This window comes from Micromonospora terminaliae, assembly GCF_009671205.1.
Lineage (GTDB): Bacteria > Actinomycetota > Actinomycetes > Mycobacteriales > Micromonosporaceae > Micromonospora > Micromonospora terminaliae.
The window spans coordinates 4,908,432-4,929,883 of the sequence record NZ_CP045309.1 but is presented as its reverse complement, the minus strand read 5'-3'; the positions used below and the strand labels follow the sequence as shown (position 1 = coordinate 4,929,883).

Here is a 21,452-nt window from a genome sequence, read left to right as displayed (position 1 = left end):
GGACGCCCACCGGCTCACTCCGCTGTGAGCCGGCAGGCGGAGTGCGGTTGATGCGGATCAGGACGTGACGGGGACGGTGGTGACGGTGCCTCCGGCGTCGGTGACACGCACGTCGGTGGCGTCGGCGGGCAGCAGTGCCGCGTTCCTACCGGCCTCCTGCCACTGACCTTTACCGATGCGGTAGCTCAGCGCCGCGCCCTCGGCGGCGACCAGAACGCCCTGGTTGTCGGGCAGTCGCAGCCGTACGGGCAACGGCGATCTCCAGTCCGCAAAGGTGCTGGCGACCGCCTTGAAGGCGAGGTACCTGGGAGCGAGCAGCGCGATGACGCGGGCGGGGTCGTCGTCGTACTGGATGGTCTCCACGAGGAGCAGCCGACCGTCCGGGGTTGCCCCGTAGACCCACAGGAGGGGAGACCCGTCGCTCGTGTGCACGCCTGCGGAGTCGATGTAATCCGCAAGAGCCTCGGCCGGCGCGCCCACCTTCTTCGCGCTCGGATCACCTGTCCAGACCTTCTCCGCGCCGGGCAACGTGTGGCGGAGCTGCGGTGGTCTCGGCCGCTCCTTGCCCTCGGGGAAGAGAATCGGGCCGTCATTCGAGATGTGCACCATGTTGTCCCGGCTGACCGGGGTCCTGGAGAGCGCGACACTGATCTTCGTGCGCTGCGGCGGCACCGCCAGCACGGCCGCGCCGTCTCGGAACGCGACCCGCTGGAAGCTGCGGCTGACCCTGCCGTCGGGCAGGTACCGCAGTTCGGGCGAGAACTCCACCGGTTGCCCGACGTCGAGTACGACGAGCACGTCGCGCTGCGGCCCGAGCAGCGCCGCCTGCGAGATCCCATCCGTGCCGGCATCGGTGACCTGCTCCCGCGTCGTGACCCGCGGTCCGTCGGCGGTGGGTTCGACGAACGCCGCCATCGCGATCACGCGGTCGCCTTCGGAACTGGCGACCGGGTTGTGGACGGTGCGGTGGGCGACGTAGGCGGCGGGGCCGGCAGGCGTACGTCCGGCCCAGACGATGTGCGGCTCGCCGCGCAGCTGCTCTCCGTCCTGCTTCAGGCGGCGCTGCCACGCGTCGCGGACCTGCCGCAGGTACCCCTCGTCACCCGCCAGATCACCGCGAGTGGGCTCGTCGAGCAGCGGCGAAGCGACCTGCGCCGCTCCGCCACCGTTCGCCAGCTGGAGCCCGCCCACGGGCGCCGCCACCACGGCCGCGCAGACGACCGCCAGCACGGCCCGGCGGCGTACCACCCGCCGGTGCCCGCCCCGGCGCACCTCCTCGAGCAGACCGGGCGGGGCGACCAGATGATCCGTCGCGCGGTGCAGAACGTCGCGCACGTCACTGTCGTTCAAAGTCATCGCGAACCCCCAGAGTCGGTGATGGGCATGACGAGATCCGATGCGGCCAGCACCTCGCGCAGTCGAGCCAGCCCGCGCGCGGCGTGACTTTTCACCGCGCCCTGAGAACAGCCCATCGCCGCGGCGACGTCAGTCACCGACACGTCCTCCAGGTAACGGAGCACGACTGCGGCCCGCTGCCGAGGCGGCAACGCCCGCAGCGCCGCAACGACCACTCCGCGGAGAGCCACGGCGTCGGCGTGGTCACGGGCGACCTCGTCGTGCCGGCCCAGCGACTGCTCGGGCCGGCGGGCACGGCGGCGCCACCGGTTGATCGACCGGTTGACCAACGCGCGCCGCGCGTACGCCTCCGGGCTGCCCTGCACTCGACGCCACCGCACATACACCTGCTCCAACACCTCCTGAAGCAGGTCCTCCGCCGCATGCCGATCCCCGGTCAGCAGGAAGGCAACCCGTAACAGCACCATCGATCGGGTGCGAACGAAGTCGTCGAACTCCGCTCCACGCGAATCCCTCATCTGCCCTCCCGGCCTCGTCACCCAGCAAGACACCTGGTCGGCCCGCGAGGTTTACCGGCCCGGCAAGCCCGCGTGGTGAGCGCCCCTGCCGGCGGCCGGGATCAAGCGCTCGGCCTCCTGCGATCGATGATCATGGCGGACGGAGCGGTGGGGCTGAAACCGGCGAGCTCCGACCGCGGGAAGTAGACCCGGAAGGACCGATTCGCCCGGATAATTGCCGGAAAGGCAGTGCCCCGGGGCGGCGGGAGGCCGGGCATGACGACCGGAGGCAGCAGCGAGCTGGTGCGCCCGCCGGGAGGCTCGACCCGCGCCACCCTGCTGGAACTGCTCTTCGACGTCGTCTTCGTGGCGGCGCTGGCGCTGGTCTCGATGCTGATCGCGGACCGGCCCAGGTGGAACGGCGTCGCGCCGGTCGTGATCATGCTGATGGCCGTCTGGTGGACCTGGTCGATCACCTCGACGACCACCGACTTCTACGACCCGGACCAGCTACCCATCCAGGTCATCCTCATGGTGACCATGTTCGGCGCCGTGGTCACGGCGGCGGCGCTGGCCGTCGACACGCACGCGCTGGTCTTCGCGCTCGGCTACGTGACCCCGCACCTGGTGCGCGGGGTGGTGCTGGTGACCGTGCTGCACCCGCGCCAGCGCATGGCCGAGCAACGGGCCGCCCGCTTCCTCTTCTGGTTCGTGGTCTCCGGCTTCTTCTGGGTCGGCGGCGCGCTGCTGCCGCACGAGGGGTCGTGGGCGCTCTGGGCCGTGGCCGTGACGATCGACTACGTCTCGGCCGGCGCGCGCTACCCGACGCCCGGCCTCGGCCGGGTGCCGCTCGGCCAGTACGAGAAGACGACCGAGCACCTGGGCGAGCGCTACCAGCAGTTCGTCATCCTGGCGCTCGGCGACGTCATCCTGGTGCCGACCCTGGAGATCAGCCGGTCCGACTTCACCCTGGCCCGGTCGGCCGCCTTCCTGGCCGCCTTCGCCACCATGCTGCTGCTCTGGCAGATCTACGTCCTGGGTGCCGGCCAGATCGTGCGGACCAACGCTCCGCGGGTGCTCCGACGCGCGACCCGGCTGGCGCCGTACACCCACTTCGTCATGCTGGCCGGCATCGTCTGCACCGCCGCCGCGTTCGACCTGGTCGTCGAGCGGCCCACCGGCGACACGCCGGGGCGGTGGATCGCGCTGGTCCTCGGCGGGCCCGCACTGTTCCTGCTCGGGCGCACCGTGTTCACCTGGCGGATCATCGGCAGGGTCCCGTGGCACCGGGTGTTCTGGGTGTTGCTCCTGCTGGCCGTGATGCCGTGGGTCGGCAAGTGGCCCCCGGTGCTGGTCACCACCCTCGTCGTGCTCATGCTGGCGGGGGTGGTGACCGGCGACGCCATGGGCGGGCGATTGACCCGTCCCCTGCTGCGGGGCCGACCCGGCTGAGCGGGGACGGGTCGCGACCGCCGAGTCAGCCCTACCTGCGGACCCGGTAGGCGAGGTGGGTGACCTCCGTGCCCTGTACGACCCGGACGGGCCCCTCCAGCTGCACGGGCGCGATCCGGAGGCCGGCGAAGAACGGGATGCCGTCGCCGAGCAGGACCGGTACGAGATCGACGTGGACCTCGTCGAGCAGGCCGGCCTCCAGCACCTGCGTCGCGATGGTGCCGCCGTTGACGCCGACCTCCTTGTCGCCGGCGAGGGTCTTCGCCCGCTCGATCGCGGCCTCGATGCCGTCGGTCACGAACACGAACGAGTCGCCCTCCCGGTCCCAGCCCTCCGGCACGTGGTGCGTGACCACGACCACGGGGACGTCCATGGGGTGGCGACCGCCCCAGCCGTTCGTCATGTCGAACAGCCGCCGCCCGACGACGAGCGCGCCGGTCCGTTCGGTCAGCGCGCGTACGTGCTCGGCGCTCGCCGCCGACGTCCGGAACGTCATGCCGGGGGTGGCCGTCGGGATCTCCACGTCACCGTTGCCGTACCACTGGAAGAGGTGTTCGAACCCACCGTGGGACGCGTCGGCGATGTAGCCGTCCAGCGACATGGTGGCTCCGGTGCTCACCTTCGTCATCGATCTGCTCCTCGGGATCGTGGGGGTTGCTCTCACCCGGGAGTAGAAGCTGGGCGGCTCCTCTCGACATCCGTCCCGGAACTTTTTCTAGAGGGGATACGTCCGGGCCACCGCCAGCATCTCCGAGCTGTGCGAGCCCACCACGCCGACGTCGGCGGGCCGGGCCCGGAATCCGGGCAGCCCGCCCAGCCCGTCGCTGGCGTCCATGACCCGCAGGCGCACCTGCCCGGCCTTCGGCACCAGCGTCAGCGTGACCTCGACGCCCTCCGGCGGCGGGGCGTGGAAGACGACGCCGAAACCCCACCGGCCGTCCCGCGCCTTGACCGGCACGTCCCGCCCGGCCACGGTCGCCGACTTCACCTCGGCCGTGGACGTGTCGACGTGCAGGGAGAGCAGCCGGACCGGCCGCTGCGGCAGCACCCGGACCCGCAGCACCCGCTGGTCGCCCGACCGGGTGTCGGACAGGGTCTCCAGCTTCGGGGCGGGCAGGTCCGCCGCCTGCGCCGCCCCGCTCCGCAGCTCCGCGTCACCCAGGCCTGGGAAGTCGTCGGCCACCGAGACGGCGCGGTCCACGTACCCGTCGGTCCAGGGCTGGGGGTCTTCCTCATGACTGAGCCACTGCGCCCTGCCGGTGCCGGCGTCGAGGGCGTACATGAGGTGGGTCGGCACGGGGTGCGCGGCATCGAAGCGGTCGACGGACAGGCCGACCCCGGCGAGCACCACGGCGGCGAGCGCGGCGGCGCCGGCGGGCAGCGCGCCGAGCCGGCGGGCCCGGAGCGCGAGCAGGCCGCGCTGGCCGCCGGCCTGCGGGTGCAGCAGGTCGACGACGGGCAGCGCGGCCAGGCCGAGCAGCACCGCGACGAGCGCCGCCACGCCGCCCATGCCCATGCCGAGCGCCGGGAAGAGCAGCACGACGGTGGGCAGCAGGATCACCACGGCCACAGCGCCGGCCAGGGTCACGGCGACCACCGGCCACGGGCCGTCGCGCCGGGTGGCCAGCGCCGCCAGGCCGGCCAGCGCGCCGACCAGGGCGGGCAGGGTCGTCAGGTACGCGCCACCGGGCACCAGCACGGCGAGGAGCACCCCGAACAGGGCCAGCCAGACCAGGCCGCCGAAGGCCAGGGCGGCCGGGCCGGCCCAGCGGCGGGTCAGCGCGTACCAGGCGAAGAGGATCGCGGCGGCGAGCGCCACCACGGCGAGCCGGTACCAGACCGGGCGGTACGGGTCGAGCAGCTCGGCGTAGCCGGGACGGACGGTGGTGACGGCGGTCCAGAGGAGCCACGCGCCCAGCGGGGCGGCGACCACCGGCACGAGGGCCAGCCCGACGCCGGCCACGAGCCGCCCGGCGGTGGCCCGGCCGGCCCGGCGCAGCAGGGCGCCGAGCACGCCGACGGCGAGCAGCGCGGCCAGGGCCAGCGGCAGGGTGAGCCAACCGGGGTAGCGGACCAGCCCGCCGGGCACCGGGAAGTAGGTGTCGTCGTGGCCGGAGCGCAGCTCGCGCAGGTCGGTCCGGCCGAACTCGCGGGCCAGGCCCAGCGCGTTGTCGCCGTGCATCTGGAGGCTGCCCCGGTTCATGGCCGCGGGCACGTCGAGCGGGGTGTGGTAGACCGCGCCCCCGTCGATGTACGCCGAGTTCAGCCCGACGAACCGGTGGTCGAGGAAGGCCGTGAAGTCGGTGTCGTTGGGCAGCGCCCGGTAGATCTCCACGGCGAACGAGGTGCCCACCGGGTGCGGGGCGGCCCGGCCGAAGGCCTCCACGAGCTTCGCGTTGTTCCGGGACGTCTCAAACATGATCACCGGACCGGTGGAGCCGCGCGCCTCCAGGTTGAGCACCACGCCGCCGTCGGCGGCCAGGGGGTGGTCGGCGGCGAAGCCGGCGGCCCCGCACAGGCACGCCTCCTCGGCGTCGGTGAGCACCAGCACCACGTCGTTGCGGGGGCGCGGGCCGGCGGCCAACGCCCGGGCCACCTCCAGGATGGTGGACGTGCCGGCCGCGTCGTCGTTGCCGCCCGGCCCGGACTGCACCGAGTCGTAGTGGGCCACCAGGAAGACCCGGCCGGTGGGCTCGGTGCCGGGCAGCCGGGCCACCACGTTACGGACCCGGGCCAGGGTCGCGCCGCCGGCCGCCCCGCTGAGCTGCCCGGCCTCCGGGGCCACGGTGTCCTGCACCTCGGTCTCCAGGCCCAGCCCGCGCAGCACACCCACGATGTGCTCCCGGACCTGGTCGTTGGCGGCGCTGCCGGCCACGTGCGGCCGCGCCGCGATGACCTTGACCTGCTGGTACGCCCGCTCGGCGCTGAACGCGTCCGCGGGCGCGTCGGCTGGGCGGGGCGCCGGGGTGGCCAGGTCGACGAGGACACCGGCCCCGACGGCGAGCAGCGCGGCGAGCGCGGCCAGTGCGGCCGGCAGCCGTCGGCGCGGCCGGGCCAGCGTCCGGTCGGCCGGTCGCGTGCGGAGTGGGCCCGGCCGGGCCGGCGCGCGGTCGGCGGGGCGGGTGGGGGGTACGCCCACGGGTGACTCCTCGGGGTGCTTCGGGGGTGGGCATCATCCTGCACCCCCGCGGCCTGCGGCGGCACTCCCACCGGCCGGTGCGCTCCGGGCTGAACACCGGTCGCGGCGTAACATCGGGCGTTGGTCGAGCCGCTGTACGACGGGTGGCCCGCTCGCTGCCCACGCCGACTTCGGTCGTGTTGTGTGCGACCGTTGTCTGATACAGGATCAGCAGGGCATTCGGAAGGAGCCCCGACATCACCAGCGAAATCCCGCGTCTCGCGGCGGTGACCCGGCCGCACCGGGGAACCGGTCTGCCCGGCGTACCCGTCGCGCCGCAGGCCGGGTTCGGGCACCACTTGAGCGTGCCGCCCGGCGAGCGGCTGCGGGTCCTGCTGGTCGAGGACGACGAGGGCGACGCCTTCCTGGTCGGTGAGCTGCTCGCCGAGACCAACTCGATGATCGACCTGCTGGTCGCCACCAGCCTCAGCGAGGCCCGGCAGCGGGTGATGGGGGTCGACTGCGTCCTGCTCGACCTGGGCCTGCCCGACGCGCAGGGCCTGGACGGGCTGCGCCAGGTGCTGGAGATGGCCAGCGGTGCGGCGGTCTGCGTGCTCACCGGCCGCTCCGACGAGCACCTCGGCATCGTGGCGGTCGCCGAGGGTGCGCAGGACTACCTGGTCAAGGGCCAGGTCGACGGCGTCCTGCTGACCCGGGCGCTGCGCTACGCCGTGGAGCGCAAGCGGGCCGACGAGAACGCCCGCCGGCTGCGCGAGGTGGAGCTGCGCCAGGCCGAGTCCGCCCGCCTGGAGCGCGGCCTGCTGCCCCAGCCGCTCATGACCACCGACCAGGTGGCGGTGCACACCTTCTACCGCCCCGGCCGGCACGCCGCCCTGATCGGCGGTGACTTCTACGACGTGGTGCAGACCCGGCCGGACCGGATCGACCTGATCGTCGGCGACGTCTGCGGCCACGGCGTGGACGAGGCCGCCCTCGGCGTCGAGCTGCGGGTCGCCTGGCGGGCCCTGGTCCTGGCCGGGGTGCCGGACGACGAGGTGCTGCCCGCGCTGGAGCAGGTGCTCATGAGCGAGCGCCGGCTCCAGGAGATCTTCGCCACGGTGGCGACCACCCGCCTCGACCTGGCGGCCAACCGGGCCACCGTGCGACTCGCCGGTCATCCGCCGCCGCTGCTGCTCAGCGGAGGTAAGGTCGCCCCGGTGCCGGCCCGGGGCGGTCTGCTGCTCGGCGTACGGCCGCGCCGACCCGTTGCCTTCGACCTGGAGTTCGACACCGATGACTGGTCCCTGCTGATGTACACCGACGGCCTCATCGAGGGTCGGGTGGACACCGGTGACGACCGGCTGGACGTGCCGGGGCTGACCGACCTGCTCGCCGACCCCGCCAACCGCGCCGTGCCGCTGGCCGAGCTGCCCGCCTGGCTGGTCGGCCGGGCCGAGCAGCTCAACGGCGGGCCGCTCGCCGACGACGTGGCGATGCTGCTGGTCACCCGCGGCGGCGGCCGATGAAGGCGTACCAGCAGGGGTGGACCCTGCGGCGGCGCGTCGTGGCGCTGCTCGGCGTGGTGCTGGTGCTGCTGCTCGGGCTGGCCGCGGCCGAGGCGACCCTCGCCGCGAAAAACCGGCAGAACATCGACGACGTGCTGCTCAAGACCGGGCCGCTGCGGGTACAGGCGCAGGAGCTGATGAGCGCCCTGCTCGACCAGGAGACCGCGGTCCGCGGCTACGCGGTGAACGCCGACCGCAAGGACCTGGAGCCCTACCGGACGGGTGTGGACCGGGAGCAGGCCACCTTCGCGGAGATGCGGAAACTGGCCGTCGACTATCCGGACGTGCTGGGCGCGCTGGACGTTGTCGAGCAGCGGGCGGCGCAATGGCGGTCCGCCGTGGCCGAGCCGGTGATCAGCACCACCGAGCGCAGCGGCCCGTCCGCCGGCCAGGCGCTGATCACGGACCAGACCCGGCAGCAGTTCGACCGCATCCGGGCCGCGGTGGACGGCCTCCAAGGCGAGATCCTCAAGGTCCGGCAGAAGACCGCCGACAAGGTCAACGCGACCAGCAACGTGCTGGTGGTGCTCCTGATCATCGCGGCCCTCGTGGTGGCGGTGGCCGGCGCGGTGCTGCTGCTCTCGCTGGACCGGATCCTGATCCGGCCGCTGGCCGGCCTGGTCGGTCAGGTGCGCGAGGTCGCCTCGGGCGACTACCGGCACCACATCGAGGGGTCCGGCCCGCCCGAGTTCCGCCTCCTCGCCGACGACATCGACGTCATGCGGCAGAAGATCGCCCGGGAGCTGGACGAGGTACGCGAGGCGCGGGAGCGCATCGAGTGGGTCAACAGCCAGCTCCAGAAGCAGGCCGAGGAACTCACCCGCTCCAACCGTGACCTGGAGCAGTTCGCGTACGTCGCCTCGCACGACCTCCAGGAACCGCTGCGCAAGGTGGCCAGCTTCTGCCAGCTTCTCCAGCGGCGCTACGCGGGCCAGCTCGACGAGCGGGCCGACCAGTACATCGCGTTCGCGGTCGACGGCGCGCAGCGGATGCAGCGGCTCATCAACGACCTGCTCGCGTTCTCCCGGATCGGCCGGCTCACCACCGGGTTCACCGAGGTCGACCTCAACAAGGTGATGGGTGACGTGGCCGGTCAGACCGAGGCGGCCCGGCAGTACGCCGACGCCGAGCTGACCTGGGACCGGCTGCCGGTGATCCGCGGCGAGGAGCCGCTGCTGACCAACCTGCTGGCCAACCTCGTCAGCAACTCGATCAAGTTCCGCCGCCCCGACGTGCCACCGAAGGTGCACGTCTCGGCGCGGCTGGTCGACGACGAGTGGGAGATCAGCTGCCGGGACAACGGCATCGGGATCGAGCCGGAGTTCGCCGACAAGATCTTCGTGATCTTCCAGCGGCTGCACTCCAAGGACGCCTACCCGGGCACCGGCATCGGGCTGGCCATCGTCAAGAAGATCGTGGAATACCACGGCGGCCGGGTCTGGGTGGACACCGAGACCGCGGAGGGCACCACGATCCGGTTCACCCTCCCGGCCCTGCCGGAGGACGTCGAGGCGGCGCGGGCTGCGGAGCAGGCCGAGGTCGAGGAGTCGACCGGGGACGCTGCGGCGACCGGTGACGGTGCCGACGACGCCGCGGTGGGCGTGGCCCGGCAGCCGGACGGCGCGGCACGGGAAGAGACGCCCGAGGGGGCGGCCCGGGACGGTACAACGGGTGGCATGAAGGAGACGGTGGGATGACCGCGCCGGCGGACGGCAAGAGCCCGATCGAGGTTCTGCTCGTCGAGGACGACCCGGGTGACGTGCTGATGACCCAGGAGGTGTTCGAGGAGCACAAGCTCCGCAACCGCCTCACGGTCGTCTCGGACGGCGCCGAGGCGCTGGCCTACCTGCGTCGCGAGGGCCAGTACGGCGACGCCGTGACCCCCGACCTGATCCTGCTCGACCTGAACCTGCCCCGCCGCGACGGCCGGGAGGTCCTGGAGGAGATCAAGAAGGACGAGCAGCTCTGCCGGATCCCGGTCGTGGTGCTCACCACCTCCCAGGCCGACGAGGACATCCTGCGCAGCTACCAGCTGCACGCCAACGCCTACGTGACCAAGCCGGTGGACTTCGAGCGCTTCATCTCGGTGGTCCGCCAGATCGACGAGTTCTTCGTCAGCGTGGTCAAGCTGCCGCCGCGTGGCTGAGCCGCTGCTGGAGGAGGTCGGCGCGCTGCTGCGGCAGGCCGCGGCCGACATCGTCGTGCCGCTGTTCCGCCGCCTCGACGACGCCGACATCTCCGAGAAGGCTCCCGGCGAGGTGGTCACCGTCGCCGACCGGAAGGCCGAGGCGCTGATCTCGGCCGGGCTGCGGCGGTTGCGCCCCGGCTCGGTGGTGGTCGGTGAGGAGGCGGTCGCTGAGGACCCGGCCCTGCTGGGGCACCTGCGCGGCGGCGGTGACGTCTGGCTGGTCGACCCGGTGGACGGCACCTCCAACTTCGCCGCTGGCCGGCGCCCGTTCGCCCTGATGGTGGCGCTGCTGACCGAAGGAGTGCCGGTCGCCTCCTGGGTCTACGACCCGCTGGACGGCACGCTGGCCAGTTGCCGGGTGGGCGACGGCACCCGACTCGACGGCACGCCGGTGCGCACCGCCGGGCGGGAGCCCGAGGTGGGCGCGCTGCGCGGCACCGCCATGACCCGCTTCCTGCCGCCGGACTTCCGGCGGAGCGTGGAGGCGGGCGGCGAGCGGCTCGGCGAGCTGCTGCCCGGCCAGCACTGCGCCGGCCGGGAATACCTGGACATCCTCACGGGCGCGCAGCAGTTCGTGCTCTTCTGGCGCACCCTGCCCTGGGACCACGCGCCCGGCACGCTGCTCGTCCGGGAGGCCGGCGGGGTGGCCCGCCGCTTCGACGGCACCGACTACCACCCCGCCGACGAGGGCAAGGGCCTGCTGGTCGCGGCCAGCGAGGAGAGCTGGGAAGAGGTCCGGGCCGCCCTGCTGGGCGACTGAGCGAGCGGTCCGCGACGGCCCCGGCACGCTGCGTCGACGATCGGCGTCGCCCGAGGTCGGGGGCATGGCGCGCGGCCTGCGGTCCGGTATCGTGACCGGCGGTCTCCGCCAGCAGGCCGCCGTCCGGGGCCGGTGGAGCCGCCGCCGCGCAAGGTCGACTCGGGGGCCGGCGGTCGACGGAAGGACCCTCACGTGCCCAGGACCAGGCTCACCCGCCGGCCCGTCCGCCGGTCGCTGCTCGCCCTGCTCGCCGCAATGACCCTGCTGTTGGGCGCGGGCCTCACCCCCGGCACGGCGGCCGCGGCCGCCCCCACCCCGAACGCGCCGGACGAGGGCGGCAGCAAGCAGCTCCGCGAGGCCCTGGACGCGGCGGCGAGGGGCCACATCGAGGCCAAGAACCGGCTGGACAACTCGAAGCGCCGGCAGGTCGCGCTGAACAACCAGCTCAAGCAGGTCGAGGGCCGCCTGGTCGAGTTGACCGCGCAGGTCGGCGAGGTGGCCGCGCAGTCCTACCGGCTGGGCCGGTTGACGCCGGTGTCGATGCTGCTGGCCAGCTCCGACCCGGACGCCTTCCTCAAGCGCGCCGCCGAGCTGGACGTGATGGCCCAGCGGGACAGCAAGCGGCTGCACGACCTCAACGAGGCCAAGGCCCAGGCCGCCGAGGCGAAGACGGCCATCGACATCGAGGTGCGGGAGCAGCAGAAGCAGCTCGCCGTGCTGGCCAAGAAGAAGCGCGACGCCGAGGTGGCGCTCGCCAAGGTCAGCTCCGGTGCCGGCTCCGGCTTCAGCGGCGGCTCGTCCTCGGCCAAGCCGGCGCCGCGTAACCCGGACGGCTCGTGGCCGTCGGAGTCCTGCTCGGTGAACGACCCGACGCCGGCCGACGGCTGCATCACCCCGCGCACCCTGCACATGCTCGAGCAGGCCAAGGCGGCCGGCTACAAGCGCTACGTCTCCTGCCACCGCAGCGGTGGCGGTGGCGAGCACCCCAAGGGCCGGGCCTGCGACTTCGCAGCCGCCACCGGCGGCTTCGAGGACAAGTCCGCCACCGGCGGCGACAAGGCGTACGGGGACAGCCTCGCCTCCTGGGCCAAGAACAACGCCAGCAAGCTCGGCATCATGTACGTCATCTGGTACCGCCAGATCTGGATGCCGAACACGGGCTGGCGGGCGTACAGCGGGGGTGGCAGTCCCGCCGCGGACCACACAAACCATGTTCACATCTCGATGTATTGACGTCTCCGCCGAGGAACGCTGCGTAGCATCGCCACGGTGAGCAGCACATCGTCCGACGTCGTCGCGGAGCCGGCGCCGAGCGCGCCGGTCCCGCCCCGGGCCCTCCCGAACGGGCTCGCCGCGTTCCTGGTCTTCCTCTCCAGCGGTGCGGTGCTGGTGCTGGAGACGGTTTCGCTCCGCCTGGTCGGCCCCTACGTCGGGGTGACCCTCCAGGTGACCAGTTCGGTGATCGGCATGGCCCTGGGCGCCATCGCGTACGGGGCGTGGATGGGCGGCTGGCTGGCCGACCGGCGGGACCCGCGCTCCCTGCTGGCGCCGGCCCTGGTGCTGGCCGGCATCGCCACCGCGGTCACCCTGCCGGTCGTCCGGTACGCCGGTGAGGCGCTGCGCGGCGGCGCGGCGAGCGCCGTGCTGCTGCTGACCGCCCTGGCGGTGCTGCTGCCGGCCGCGTTGCTGGCCGGGGTCACCCCGCTGGTGGTGAAGCTCCAGCTCGCCGACCTGCGCCGCACCGGGCAGGTGGTCGGCCGGCTGTCCGGCATCGGCACCCTGGGCGGCATCACGGCCACCCTGGCCACCGGCTTCGTGCTGGTGGCGGCCCTGCCCAGCACGGTGATCGTGCTGGCGCTGGCCGGCGTGCTGGGGATGACCGGGCTGGTGCTCGGGGCGTACCTGCGCCGGCAGTCGGGGACGGCGCTGCCCGGTCCGGCCCGGGCCAAGGCCGCCCTGGCGGTGCTCGGCCTCGCCGCGGCCGGCCTCTCCGCGGTCGCCCCGAACCCGTGCGACGTGGAGACCGCCTACCACTGCGCCCGGGTCGAGGTCGACGAGCAGTGGCCTGAAGGGCGCACGCTCTATCTCAACTCGGCCGAGCACTCCTACGTGGACCTGGCCGAGCCCACGCACCTGAAGTACGCGTACACCCAGTGGATCGGCCTGGTCGCGGACGTGGCGCGGCCGGCGAAGCAGCGGATGGACGCGCTGCACCTGGGCGGCGGCGGCTTCACCATGCCGCGCTACCTGGCCGCGACCCGGCCGGGCAGCGACAACCTGGTCTTCGAAATCGACGGCGGCCTGGTCGACCTGGACCGGCGGGAGCTGGGGGTACGCACCGGGCCGCAGCTCCACGCCCGGGTGGGGGACGCTCGGGTGCTGCTCGGCGCCGAGCCCACCGACAGCCGTGACTTCATCGTCGGCGACGCCTTCGGTCACCTGGTGGTGCCCTGGCACCTGGCCACCCGGGAGATGGCCGCCGACATCCGCCGGGTGCTCCGCCCGGACGGGATCTACGTGCAGAACGTGATCGACTACCCGCCGGACCGGTTCATCCGGGCCGAGCTGGCCACCGTGGCGGCCGAGTTCCGCCACGTCGCGCTGATCGCACCGCCCGGTGCGATCGCCGGGCAGCACGGCGCGAACTTCCTCATCGTGGCGTCGGACGCGCCACTGCCGCTGGCCGACGTCCCGGCGCGGCTGCGGCTGCTGCCCGAGCCGGCGACGCTGCTGGACGGCGCGGAGCTGAGCGCTTTCGTCGGGGACGCGCTGGTGCTCACCGACGACTACGCGCCGGTGGACCAGCTCCTGGCGACCGCCTGATCGGGTGACTTCGCTGACCGATTTCGACCGGTGAGGTGTACGAGGGCTCACCTCGGGCAACTGGACCGACCATGGGTGCAGCGGTCAGGAACGGCGCGCAGCTCCTCGGCGAGCGGTACCGGCTCGTCGAGCAGCTCGGTGCGGGGGGCATGTCGGTCGTCTGGCGCGGCTACGACGAGGTGCTGGGTCGGCAGGTGGCAATCAAGGTGCTGGCCTCGCGGCTGGCCAGTGACAAGGCGTTCCGGCACCGCATCCGGATCGAGGCGCAGGCCGCCGCGCGGCTCTGCCACCCCAACATCACCAACGTGTACGACTACGGGGAGTCCGAGCAGGTCGGGCTGACCGTCCCGTACGTCGTGATGGAGCTGGTCGACGGCGGGCCGCTGAGCAGCCGGCTCGGCCGGGGCGGGCAGCTGCCCTGGCGGGAGGCGCTGACGATCGGCGCGGAGGTGGCGTCGGCCCTGGCCGCCGCGCACGCCCGGGGTGTGGTGCACCGGGATGTCACGCCCGGCAACGTCATGCTCACCTCGACCGGGGTGAAGGTCGTCGACTTCGGCATCTCGGCCCTGGTGGGGGAGAGCGAGAAGGGCCCGGACGGCGCGCTGCTCGGCACGCCCGCGTACCTGGCTCCGGAGCGGCTGGACAACGGCCAGGTCTCCCCGGCCACCGACGTCTACGCGGTCGGGCTGCTGCTCTACCGGATGCTCACCGGCCGGCTGCCCTGGCAGGCGAGCACCACGACGCAGATGCTCCGCGCCCACATGTACAACGAGCCCGACCCGATGCCGGCGGTCGTGGGGCTTCCCGACGAGGTCGCCGAGCTGGTCCGGCGCTGCCTGGCGAAGCGCCCGGAGGACCGCCCGGCGACGGCCGAGGTGGCCCGTACGCTCGCCGACGCCGCCGGGATCGCGGCCATCGTGCCGGTCTCCCCGGCGCTGGGCCAGTTCGACCCGGCGCTGACGGAGAACGCCGGCACCACGATCCTGCCCTGGTCGTCGGCGACCGACGCGCTGCCCTTCTCGGCGATCCGCACCAAGACCCGCCGGGCCGCCGCCCGCCGGCGCAAGGTGGAGGCCGGGGTGGCCGCCGCCGGCCTGATCGCGGTCACCGCCACCCTGTGGGGGGTCACCTCGAAGAGCCCGGCCAGCGGCGGGGTGGAGCCGACCGAGGCGCGGATGGGCCTGCCCGAGCCGATCCCCTGCGCGGTCGACTACGTGCTGCGCCGCGACTCCGGCACGGACTTCACGGCCGACGTGACCCTCACCAACACCGGCACCCGCGAGCTGCGGGACTGGACCATGAGCTTCACCTTCCCGGGGCAGCAGAAGGTCGGGACGGGCCAGCCGGCCGTACGCCAGCAGGGCAACGACGTGCTGCTCCGGGCGCCGGCCACCGACGCCGCGCTGGCCCCGGGCGCCTCGAAGAAGGTCTCGCTGACGGGCAGCTACACCGGGGCGAACCCGCTGCCGGTGGAGTTCAAGGTCGACGGGAGCACCTGCGGGGTGCAGGTGTCCGGCGTCGCCGGGTCCGCGCCTACCACGGCCCCGCCGCCCGTCGCGCCGCCCGCGAAGCCGGCGGCCAAGGTACCGGCGAAGGCGCCCGCGAAGGCCGCCCCGAAGACCGCCGCCAAGCCCAAACCGCCCAAGTCCGGCAAGGGCAAGGAGAGTGGCAAGGGAAAAGGCAGGTAGACCGGCCGAAGGGGGGTGGGCACGGCGGTAAGGGCGAGAAGAAGTGACGGTCAGGCCAGCACGGCGAACTGCTGCACCCGGTTGATCGGGCCTTCCACGATGAGCACGCTGTCCGGCTGGAGGACGGTGTCCGGGTCCGCGTAGCGGAACGGCTCGCCGGCGGGCTTCGCGCCGACCACCATGACCCCGTACCGGTCGATCGGCCGCACCTCGCGCAGGGAACGGCCGACGAGCGACGCGGGCACCCGGACCTTGGCGATCGCGAAGTCGTGGCCGAACTCCATGAAGTCGAGCATCCGGCTCACGATCAGGTGCGCCACCCGGTCGCCCGTCTCCGCCTCCGGGAAGATGACGTGGTGGGCGCCCACCGACTGCAGGATCTTGGCGTGCTTCTCCGAGGTGGCCCGCGCCCAGATCTGCGGGATGCCCAGCTCGGTCAGGGCCAGCACGGTGAGCACGCTGGCCTCGACCGACGCGCCGATGGCCACGACCACCCGGCGGAAGTCGGCGACCCCCAGCTGGCGCAGCACGTTCTCCTCGGTGGTGTCGGCCTGCACCACCCGGTCCAGCCGGGACGCCCAGCGCTGCACCCGTTCCTGCTGGTGGTCGATGGCGAGCACGTCGTGGTCGAGTTGCAGCAGCGAGCCGGCCAGCCGGGAGCCGAACCGGCCCAGGCCGATCACCACGACGCTGCTGTCGTCCGTCCTCCTAGCCGACAATGGGTTGCTCCTCCGGATAGCGGTACAGGTGTCGCCGGGTGTTCAACGCGATCGCCGACCCGAGGGTGAGCGGCCCGACCCGGCCGATGAACATGAGCACGATGAGCACGTACTTGCCGGGCTGGGACAGCTCCGGTGCGAGGCCGGTGGACAGGCCCGTGGTGCTGAATGCCGAGGTCACCTCGAACACCGCGGCGAAGTTGCGCAGGTTGTCGGTGAACACGATCAGCAGGATCGTGCCGAGGACGACCAGCGTCACGCTCAGCAGCGTCACGGTGAGCGCCTGGCGTTGGGTGGCCGTCGCCACCCGCCGGCCACCCACGTTCACGTCCGGCTCGCCCCGCAGCTCGGCCCAGATCACGAAGCCGAGCAGGAAGAACGTCGAGACCTTGATGCCGCCCGCGGTGCTCGCGCTGCCGCCGCCCACGAACATCAGCACGATGAGCAGCGGGTAGCTCTCGTTGCTGAGCTTGTCCACGTTGATCACGTCGAAGCCGCCCGTGCGGCTCAGCGCGATCTGGGTGAACGACGCCAGCGCCTTGCCAGGGGCGTCGAAGGTGCCGATGGTGGCGGGGTTGGTCCACTCGGAGAGGAGCAGGAAGCCGAAGCCCGAGCCGATGAGCACGACGCTGCCCCAGATGGTCAGCTTGGTGGCGACCGCCCAGCTCTTCGGCTTCCGCCACTCCCGGACGGCCTCGAACAACGCCGGGAACCCGAGGCCGCCGACGATGGCGCCGAGACCGAGCGGCAGTGCGACCCACGGGTCTCGGGAGAAGGCGACCAGGCCGTCCGAGTACAGGGTGAAGCCGCCGTTGTTGAACGCCTGGACCGCGTGGAAGGCGGCGAACCAGAGTGCCCGTCCGGGTGGATAGTCGTAGACCAGCCAGAGCCGCCCGGTGATCACCGCGGTCATCACCGCCTCGGTGGCGAAGACCGTCGCGACGATCCGAACCAGCAGCCAGCGGACGTCACCGAGGCCGAACTCGGCGGTCTCGGCCTGCACGAGCAGCCGGTTGCGCAGGCCGAGCTGCCGGGAGACCACCAGGATCACCAGCGCCGCGACCGTCAGGATGCCCAGGCCGCCGAGCTGGGTGAGCACGGTGATCATCACCAGGCCGAACTCGTTCCAGTAGTTCGGCGTGTCGTTGATGGCCAGGCCGGTGACCGAGACGGCCGAGGTCGAGGTGAACAGCGCGGTGACGAACGGGGTGTAGCGGCTCTCGCTGGTGGCCCAGGGCAGCATGAGCAGGCCGGTGCCGAGCAGGATGACCGCCAGGAACCCGAACGGCACCAGCCGAACGGGGTTCCGGAGCAGGCCGCGCACCAGGTCATCTTCCGTCCGGAGATTCACCGGCAGGTCAGGAACCGACCAACTGGCGGCCAATCGCCGACGGCCCGACACCGCCGTGGCGGCGCGCGGGACTCTGACCGCGGTACGAACTTGATGACGTGAATGGATCGGACGGACCGCGAGATGCTGTCGGTGGTCGGTCGCCGTGTCCTCGTGCGTGCCTGTCGAGCTGATGTCGGAAACGACTCGAGAGCGGGCGGCTGAGTCTGCCGAGCGGGCCGGCGGCGGGCCGGGCAGCAGCCGGAGTCATGGCCACGGGGCGCCCTTGTCCGCAGCGGCCCTCGACGGCAGGTCGAGTCGGGCGCGGGCGGGCGGGCGGGCGTGAGTCGGTCACGACATCAGGTCCGTAGCGGCCCGGGAGTTACCGCCCGGGTCGTTCGGCGACGTAGGTGCCGCGCCCCTGTTGCCCGATGATCAGGTTCCGGCCGTCGACCGGCTGGGCCCTCCGGTGAGGATCGGAGCGCGTTCCATCGTCCGAGGGATTCGTGTCCGCTTTGCGTAACATGTCCTATTAGTGGTCGTTTCGACCCGTGTCAAGGATCCACGACACGGGGGATGTACATGAGAGAGACCACTGCGCCGAGCAGGCGAGCGAGCATCGGCGTGCGGCTGGGAGCGTTCGGTGTGCTGACCGGCGCCCTGCTGCTGGGCGGTACGCCGGCCCTGGCCGCACAGACGATCAGCATCGATCCGGACGACGTGCCGACCACGGCGGCGCACGCTCCTCAGTTCTGCTATCCGGGCGGCGGGCCCTTCCCGGACGAGGAGACCTGGGTGTTCGACCTGTCCGGCGAGCCGGAGACCAGCGGCGTCTTCCAGTCGTTGTCGACGACGTTCAGGACGCCCGGCGGCACCGTCACGCGGCCGATCCCCGGCTCGCCGAACAGTGAGATCGTCGACTTCGAGGGCGTGAGCCGAGCCTTCATCCGGCTGCCGGCCCACTGGACCCTTACCGCCGCCACCGCGGTGATCTCGGGGACGGCCGAGAACTTCGTGCTCGCCCACACCTGCGCCGCCTCCGATGCCCCGGGCGACCCGGGCGACCCGGGCGATCCGGGAGACCCCGGCTACCCCGGTGATCCGGGCGATCCTGGCTACCCCGGTCACCCGGGAGACCCGCAGGTCAGCCTGTCGATCGACAAGAAGGCGCGGGTCGAGTCGGACTGCCGCAAGGAGTGCACGAACGACGGCTTCGCGGCGAAGGGCGACAAGATCTTCTACACCTACCGGGCGGCCAACACCGGCACCGTGAAGATCGCCGACGTCGAGGTGGACGACCGGACCGCCGGCTACGTGCACTGCAACGAGACGACGCTGGCGCCGGGCACCAGCACCGACTGCCACGCCGTCAAGCCGTATGTGGTGAGCTGGGCCGACGTGAAGGAGGGCAAGGTGGTGAACACCGCCCGGGCGACCGGCAAGTACCGGTACCGGACCGTGGTCTCCGACCCGGCCACCGTCACGATCTGCATCCGCGACGGCAAGTACGACCACCGCAAGGACGACAAGGACGACAAGGGCGGCTGGGACGACAAGGGCGGCTGGGACGACAAGGGCGGCAAGCCCGAGCTGCCCGTCACCGGCGACAACGTGGCCCAGACCCTCTCCCTGGGTGGCGGCCTGCTGGCGGCCGGCGGCCTCCTGGTCGGGCTCGGCCGGCTGCGGCGGAGGGCGCACCTGCGGCTCTGACCCGTATCCGATGCGGCGGCCCGGCGGAACGCTCCGCCGGGCCGTCGCGTGTTTCGGGCGACTTCGATGGCGGGGCGCGACACAGCGGCGTCCCGCGCGGTGGTGCCGGCGGCCACGTGGGACCGGGCGATGATCAACCAGTGGCGGGCTGTTGTAATGGCCGGCCACCCCACCCTGGTTACTTGTGTGTTTCGGCCACATAGCCCGTGCGTGACGTCACTTCTAGCGTGAGCCGACAACTGACACTTCCCCCTGTCCCCACCTGGAGTCGCTATGACGATCCGGCACACGCGACGGGTGTTCCTTTCCGCCGCCACGGTGATGGCGGCCGCGCTCGCGGCCACGGCCTGTGGCAGCCCGCAGGACACCGCCTCCGGCGGCGGCGACGCCGCACCCGTCAAGGTCGGCCTCGTGTATTCCCAGTCCGGGCCGCTGGCCAGCTACGGCAAGCAGTACATCGAGGGCTTCAAGGCCGGCCTCGACTTCGCCACCAAGGGCACCGGCAAGGTCGGCGACCGGAAGATCGAGCTGACCGAGGTCGACGACGCGGGCGACCCGGCGAAGGCGGTCTCCGCGGCCAAGGACCTCATCGGCAAGGGCACGAAGATCATCGCCGGGTCCACCTCGTCCGGCGTGGCCCTCCAGGTCGCCCCGATCGCCGCGCAGAACAAGGTGCTGTTCATCTCCGGCCCGGCCGCCACCGACGCGGTGACCGGCGCGAACAAGTACACCTTCCGCTCGGGCCGGCAGTCGTACCAGGACGTGGTGACCGCCAAGTCGTTCATCGGCGACGCCGCCGGCAAGAAGGTGGTCGTCTTCGCCCAGGACGGCGCCTTCGGTGACGCCAACGAGGCCGCCGTCAAGGCGGTCATCGGCGGCGCCGGCGCGACCGTGAGCGGCGTCCGGGCCCCGGCCAGCGCGACCGAGTTCACCCCGTTCGCCAGCCAGATCAAGGCCGCCAAGCCGGACCTCCTCTTCGTCGCCTGGGCCGGCACCACCGCCCCGGCCATGTGGCAGACCCTCGACCAGCAGGGCGTCCTCGCCTCCACCACGGTCGTCACCGGCCTGGACATCCGCGCCTCCTGGCCCACCTTCGGCGCGGCCGGCAGCAAGATCTCCTTCCTGTCGCACTACTTCGACGGGGCCAGCGACACCGAGGCCGCCAAGGCCGCCAAGGCCAAGATCCCGGGCGGCACGCTCGACCTGTTCCACCCGGACGGCTTCGCCGCCGCCCAGATGGTCGTCCGCGCCGTGCAGGAGGGCGGCGACGACGTGGAGAAGATGGTCAAGGCGCTGGAGGGCTGGCAGTTCGACGGCGTCAAGGGCAAGATGACCATCCGCGCGGAGGACCACGCGCTGCTCCAGCCGATGTACCAGGCGAAGCTCTCCGGCAGCGGCACCGCCTACACGGCGACCGCGCAGAAGACCCTGACCGGTGACGAGTCCGCGCCGCCGGTCGCGCAGATGAAGGGCTGACCAGTGCTCGCCACCCGCGGTCTGACCTGGCGGATCGGTGAGGTCGCCATCGTCGACTCCGTCTACCTCGACCTCGCGCCCGGGGAGTTCCTCGGCGTGATCGGGCCGAACGGCGCCGGCAAGACCTCCCTGTTCAACCTGATCACCGGCCTGCGCCGGCCCACCGGGGGACGGATCCTGCTGGACGGGGCGGACGTCACCGACCTCCCCCCGCACCGGCGGGCCCGCCTCGGACTGGGGCGTACCTTCCAGGCGTCCTCGGTCTTCGGGTCGCTGACGGTGCGGGAGAACGTCCGGCTCGCCGTACAGGCGCACCGGGGTGGCTCGATGAAGCTGTGGCGGCGGGCGGCGGCCGACCGGGAGGTGGCTGCCGCCGCCGACGCGGCGCTCGACCGGGTGGGCCTCGCCCACCGGGGTACGGCGCTGGCCGGCACCCTGGCCCACGGCGAGAAGCGCAAGCTGGAGATCGCCCTGCTGCTCGCCGGTGAGCCCCGGGTGATGCTGCTGGACGAGCCGATGGCCGGGGTGAGCGCCGAGGACGTGCCCGAGCTGGTCAGCGTGATCAAGTCGCTGACCGGGGACAGCGGCCGGTCGGTGCTCATGGTGGAGCACCACATGGACGTGATCCTGGAGCTGGCCGACCGGATCGCCGTGATGCACCACGGCGCGCTGCTGGCGTGCGACACCCCGGACACGGTGATGGCGAACGCCACCGTGCAGGAGGCGTACCTGGGGGAGGCACTGTGAGCGCGAGGAGTGAGCCGGGTCTG

Annotated in this window: 17 protein-coding genes; 11 read left to right on the top strand and 6 right to left on the bottom strand. The window is 72.5% G+C overall.

What is annotated here, in order from left to right:
- Nucleotides 1-57: 57 nt before the first annotated feature.
- Together GCE86_RS22590 and GCE86_RS22585 are read right to left on the bottom strand one after the other, a co-directional pair.
- The gene (locus tag GCE86_RS22590) at nucleotides 58-1,230 is read right to left on the bottom strand and encodes a hypothetical protein (RefSeq protein WP_154228785.1); all 1,173 of its coding nucleotides are present in this window, start codon (nucleotides 1,228-1,230) and stop codon (nucleotides 58-60) included.
- A gap of 122 nt (nucleotides 1,231-1,352) precedes the next feature.
- Nucleotides 1,353-1,823, bottom strand: a complete 471-nt coding sequence (locus GCE86_RS22585) for a SigE family RNA polymerase sigma factor (protein ID WP_239543159.1) — start codon at nucleotides 1,821-1,823, stop codon at nucleotides 1,353-1,355.
- 306 nt (nucleotides 1,824-2,129) lie between these two features.
- Here GCE86_RS22585 and GCE86_RS22580 point away from each other — a divergent pair, with 306 nt between their 5' ends.
- On the top strand, nucleotides 2,130-3,305 hold the full coding sequence (locus GCE86_RS22580) for a low temperature requirement protein A (protein ID WP_154228783.1): 1,176 nt from the start codon (nucleotides 2,130-2,132) through the stop codon (nucleotides 3,303-3,305).
- A 31-nt stretch (nucleotides 3,306-3,336) separates the two neighbouring features.
- Here the strand turns inward: GCE86_RS22580 and GCE86_RS22575 are convergent, their stop codons facing one another.
- Both GCE86_RS22575 and GCE86_RS22570 read right to left on the bottom strand, forming a co-directional pair.
- Nucleotides 3,337-3,933, bottom strand: a complete 597-nt coding sequence (locus GCE86_RS22575) for a dihydrofolate reductase family protein (RefSeq protein ID WP_154228782.1) — start codon at nucleotides 3,931-3,933, stop codon at nucleotides 3,337-3,339.
- Between the two features lie 87 nt (nucleotides 3,934-4,020).
- A complete protein-coding gene (locus GCE86_RS22570) occupies nucleotides 4,021-6,444 on the bottom strand; it encodes a M28 family peptidase (protein ID WP_420846496.1) in 2,424 nt (807 codons plus the stop codon).
- Nucleotides 6,445-6,710: 266 nt separating this feature from the next.
- Between GCE86_RS22570 and GCE86_RS22565 the strand changes: the two genes are divergently transcribed.
- The 7 genes from GCE86_RS22565 to GCE86_RS22535 all read left to right on the top strand — a co-directional run bounded on the left by GCE86_RS22565 (nucleotide 6,711) and on the right by GCE86_RS22535 (nucleotide 15,447).
- Nucleotides 6,711-7,949 carry a PP2C family protein-serine/threonine phosphatase gene (locus GCE86_RS22565; protein ID WP_208818036.1) on the top strand — a complete coding sequence of 413 codons (1,239 nt, stop codon included), beginning with the start codon at nucleotides 6,711-6,713 and terminating at the stop codon, nucleotides 7,947-7,949.
- Nucleotides 7,946-9,685, top strand: a complete 1,740-nt coding sequence (locus GCE86_RS22560) for a sensor histidine kinase (protein WP_154228781.1) — start codon at nucleotides 7,946-7,948, stop codon at nucleotides 9,683-9,685. Before GCE86_RS22565 ends, GCE86_RS22560 begins: the two co-directional genes overlap by 4 nt.
- Nucleotides 9,682-10,134 (top strand): response regulator, encoded by a 453-nt coding sequence (locus GCE86_RS22555; protein ID WP_154228780.1) that lies wholly within the window; start codon nucleotides 9,682-9,684, stop codon nucleotides 10,132-10,134. Before GCE86_RS22560 ends, GCE86_RS22555 begins: the two co-directional genes overlap by 4 nt.
- Nucleotides 10,127-10,936, top strand: coding sequence for an inositol monophosphatase family protein (locus GCE86_RS22550; protein ID WP_154228779.1), 810 nt, complete (start codon nucleotides 10,127-10,129; stop codon nucleotides 10,934-10,936). Before GCE86_RS22555 ends, GCE86_RS22550 begins: the two co-directional genes overlap by 8 nt.
- 255 nt (nucleotides 10,937-11,191) lie before the next feature.
- Nucleotides 11,192-12,169, top strand: a complete 978-nt coding sequence (locus tag GCE86_RS22545) for a VldE C-terminal domain-containing protein (RefSeq protein WP_239543188.1) — start codon at nucleotides 11,192-11,194, stop codon at nucleotides 12,167-12,169.
- 36 nt (nucleotides 12,170-12,205) lie between these two features.
- Entirely contained in the window at nucleotides 12,206-13,759 is a 1,554-nt protein-coding gene (locus GCE86_RS22540) for a fused MFS/spermidine synthase (RefSeq protein WP_154228777.1), read from the top strand.
- A gap of 71 nt (nucleotides 13,760-13,830) precedes the next feature.
- Entirely contained in the window at nucleotides 13,831-15,447 is a 1,617-nt protein-coding gene (locus GCE86_RS22535) for a serine/threonine-protein kinase (protein ID WP_154228776.1), read from the top strand.
- Nucleotides 15,448-15,497: 50 nt separating this feature from the next.
- Here GCE86_RS22535 and GCE86_RS22530 read toward each other — a convergent pair whose 3' ends face one another.
- A complete protein-coding gene (locus GCE86_RS22530; protein ID WP_154228775.1) occupies nucleotides 15,498-16,166 on the bottom strand; it encodes a potassium channel family protein in 669 nt (222 codons plus the stop codon).
- On the bottom strand, nucleotides 16,156-17,490 hold the full coding sequence (locus tag GCE86_RS22525; RefSeq protein WP_154228774.1) for a TrkH family potassium uptake protein: 1,335 nt from the start codon (nucleotides 17,488-17,490) through the stop codon (nucleotides 16,156-16,158). Before GCE86_RS22525 ends, GCE86_RS22530 begins: the two co-directional genes overlap by 11 nt.
- Before the next feature lie 588 nt (nucleotides 17,491-18,078).
- On the opposite strand from GCE86_RS22525, the gene GCE86_RS22520 reads away from it, so the two are divergent.
- From GCE86_RS22520 to GCE86_RS22510, 3 genes are all read left to right on the top strand, one after another.
- A complete protein-coding gene (locus GCE86_RS22520) occupies nucleotides 18,079-19,206 on the top strand; it encodes a DUF7507 domain-containing protein (RefSeq protein WP_154228773.1) in 1,128 nt (375 codons plus the stop codon).
- A gap of 273 nt (nucleotides 19,207-19,479) precedes the next feature.
- The gene (locus tag GCE86_RS22515) at nucleotides 19,480-20,682 is read left to right on the top strand and encodes a substrate-binding domain-containing protein (protein ID WP_154228772.1); all 1,203 of its coding nucleotides are present in this window, start codon (nucleotides 19,480-19,482) and stop codon (nucleotides 20,680-20,682) included.
- 3 nt (nucleotides 20,683-20,685) lie between these two features.
- On the top strand, nucleotides 20,686-21,429 hold the full coding sequence (locus GCE86_RS22510) for an ABC transporter ATP-binding protein (protein ID WP_154228771.1): 744 nt from the start codon (nucleotides 20,686-20,688) through the stop codon (nucleotides 21,427-21,429).
- Nucleotides 21,430-21,452 lie beyond the last annotated feature (23 nt).

Excerpts from the sequence above, each read along its gene's own strand:
- GCE86_RS22535 (WP_154228776.1), top strand. The coding sequence starts at position 13,831 with ATGGGTGCAGCGGTCAGGAACGGCGCGCAGCTCCTCGGCGAGCGGTAC.
- GCE86_RS22585 (WP_239543159.1), bottom strand. The coding sequence starts at position 1,823 with ATGGTGCTGTTACGGGTTGCCTTCCTGCTGACCGGGGATCGGCATGCG.
- GCE86_RS22515 (WP_154228772.1), top strand. The coding sequence starts at position 19,480 with ATGACGATCCGGCACACGCGACGGGTGTTCCTTTCCGCCGCCACGGTG.
- GCE86_RS22575 (WP_154228782.1), bottom strand. The coding sequence starts at position 3,933 with ATGACGAAGGTGAGCACCGGAGCCACCATGTCGCTGGACGGCTACATC.
- GCE86_RS22560 (WP_154228781.1), top strand. The coding sequence starts at position 7,946 with ATGAAGGCGTACCAGCAGGGGTGGACCCTGCGGCGGCGCGTCGTGGCG.
- GCE86_RS22520 (WP_154228773.1), top strand. The coding sequence starts at position 18,079 with ATGAGAGAGACCACTGCGCCGAGCAGGCGAGCGAGCATCGGCGTGCGG.
- GCE86_RS22580 (WP_154228783.1), top strand. The coding sequence starts at position 2,130 with ATGACGACCGGAGGCAGCAGCGAGCTGGTGCGCCCGCCGGGAGGCTCG.
- GCE86_RS22545 (WP_239543188.1), top strand. The coding sequence starts at position 11,192 with ATGACCCTGCTGTTGGGCGCGGGCCTCACCCCCGGCACGGCGGCCGCG.
- GCE86_RS22555 (WP_154228780.1), top strand. The coding sequence starts at position 9,682 with ATGACCGCGCCGGCGGACGGCAAGAGCCCGATCGAGGTTCTGCTCGTC.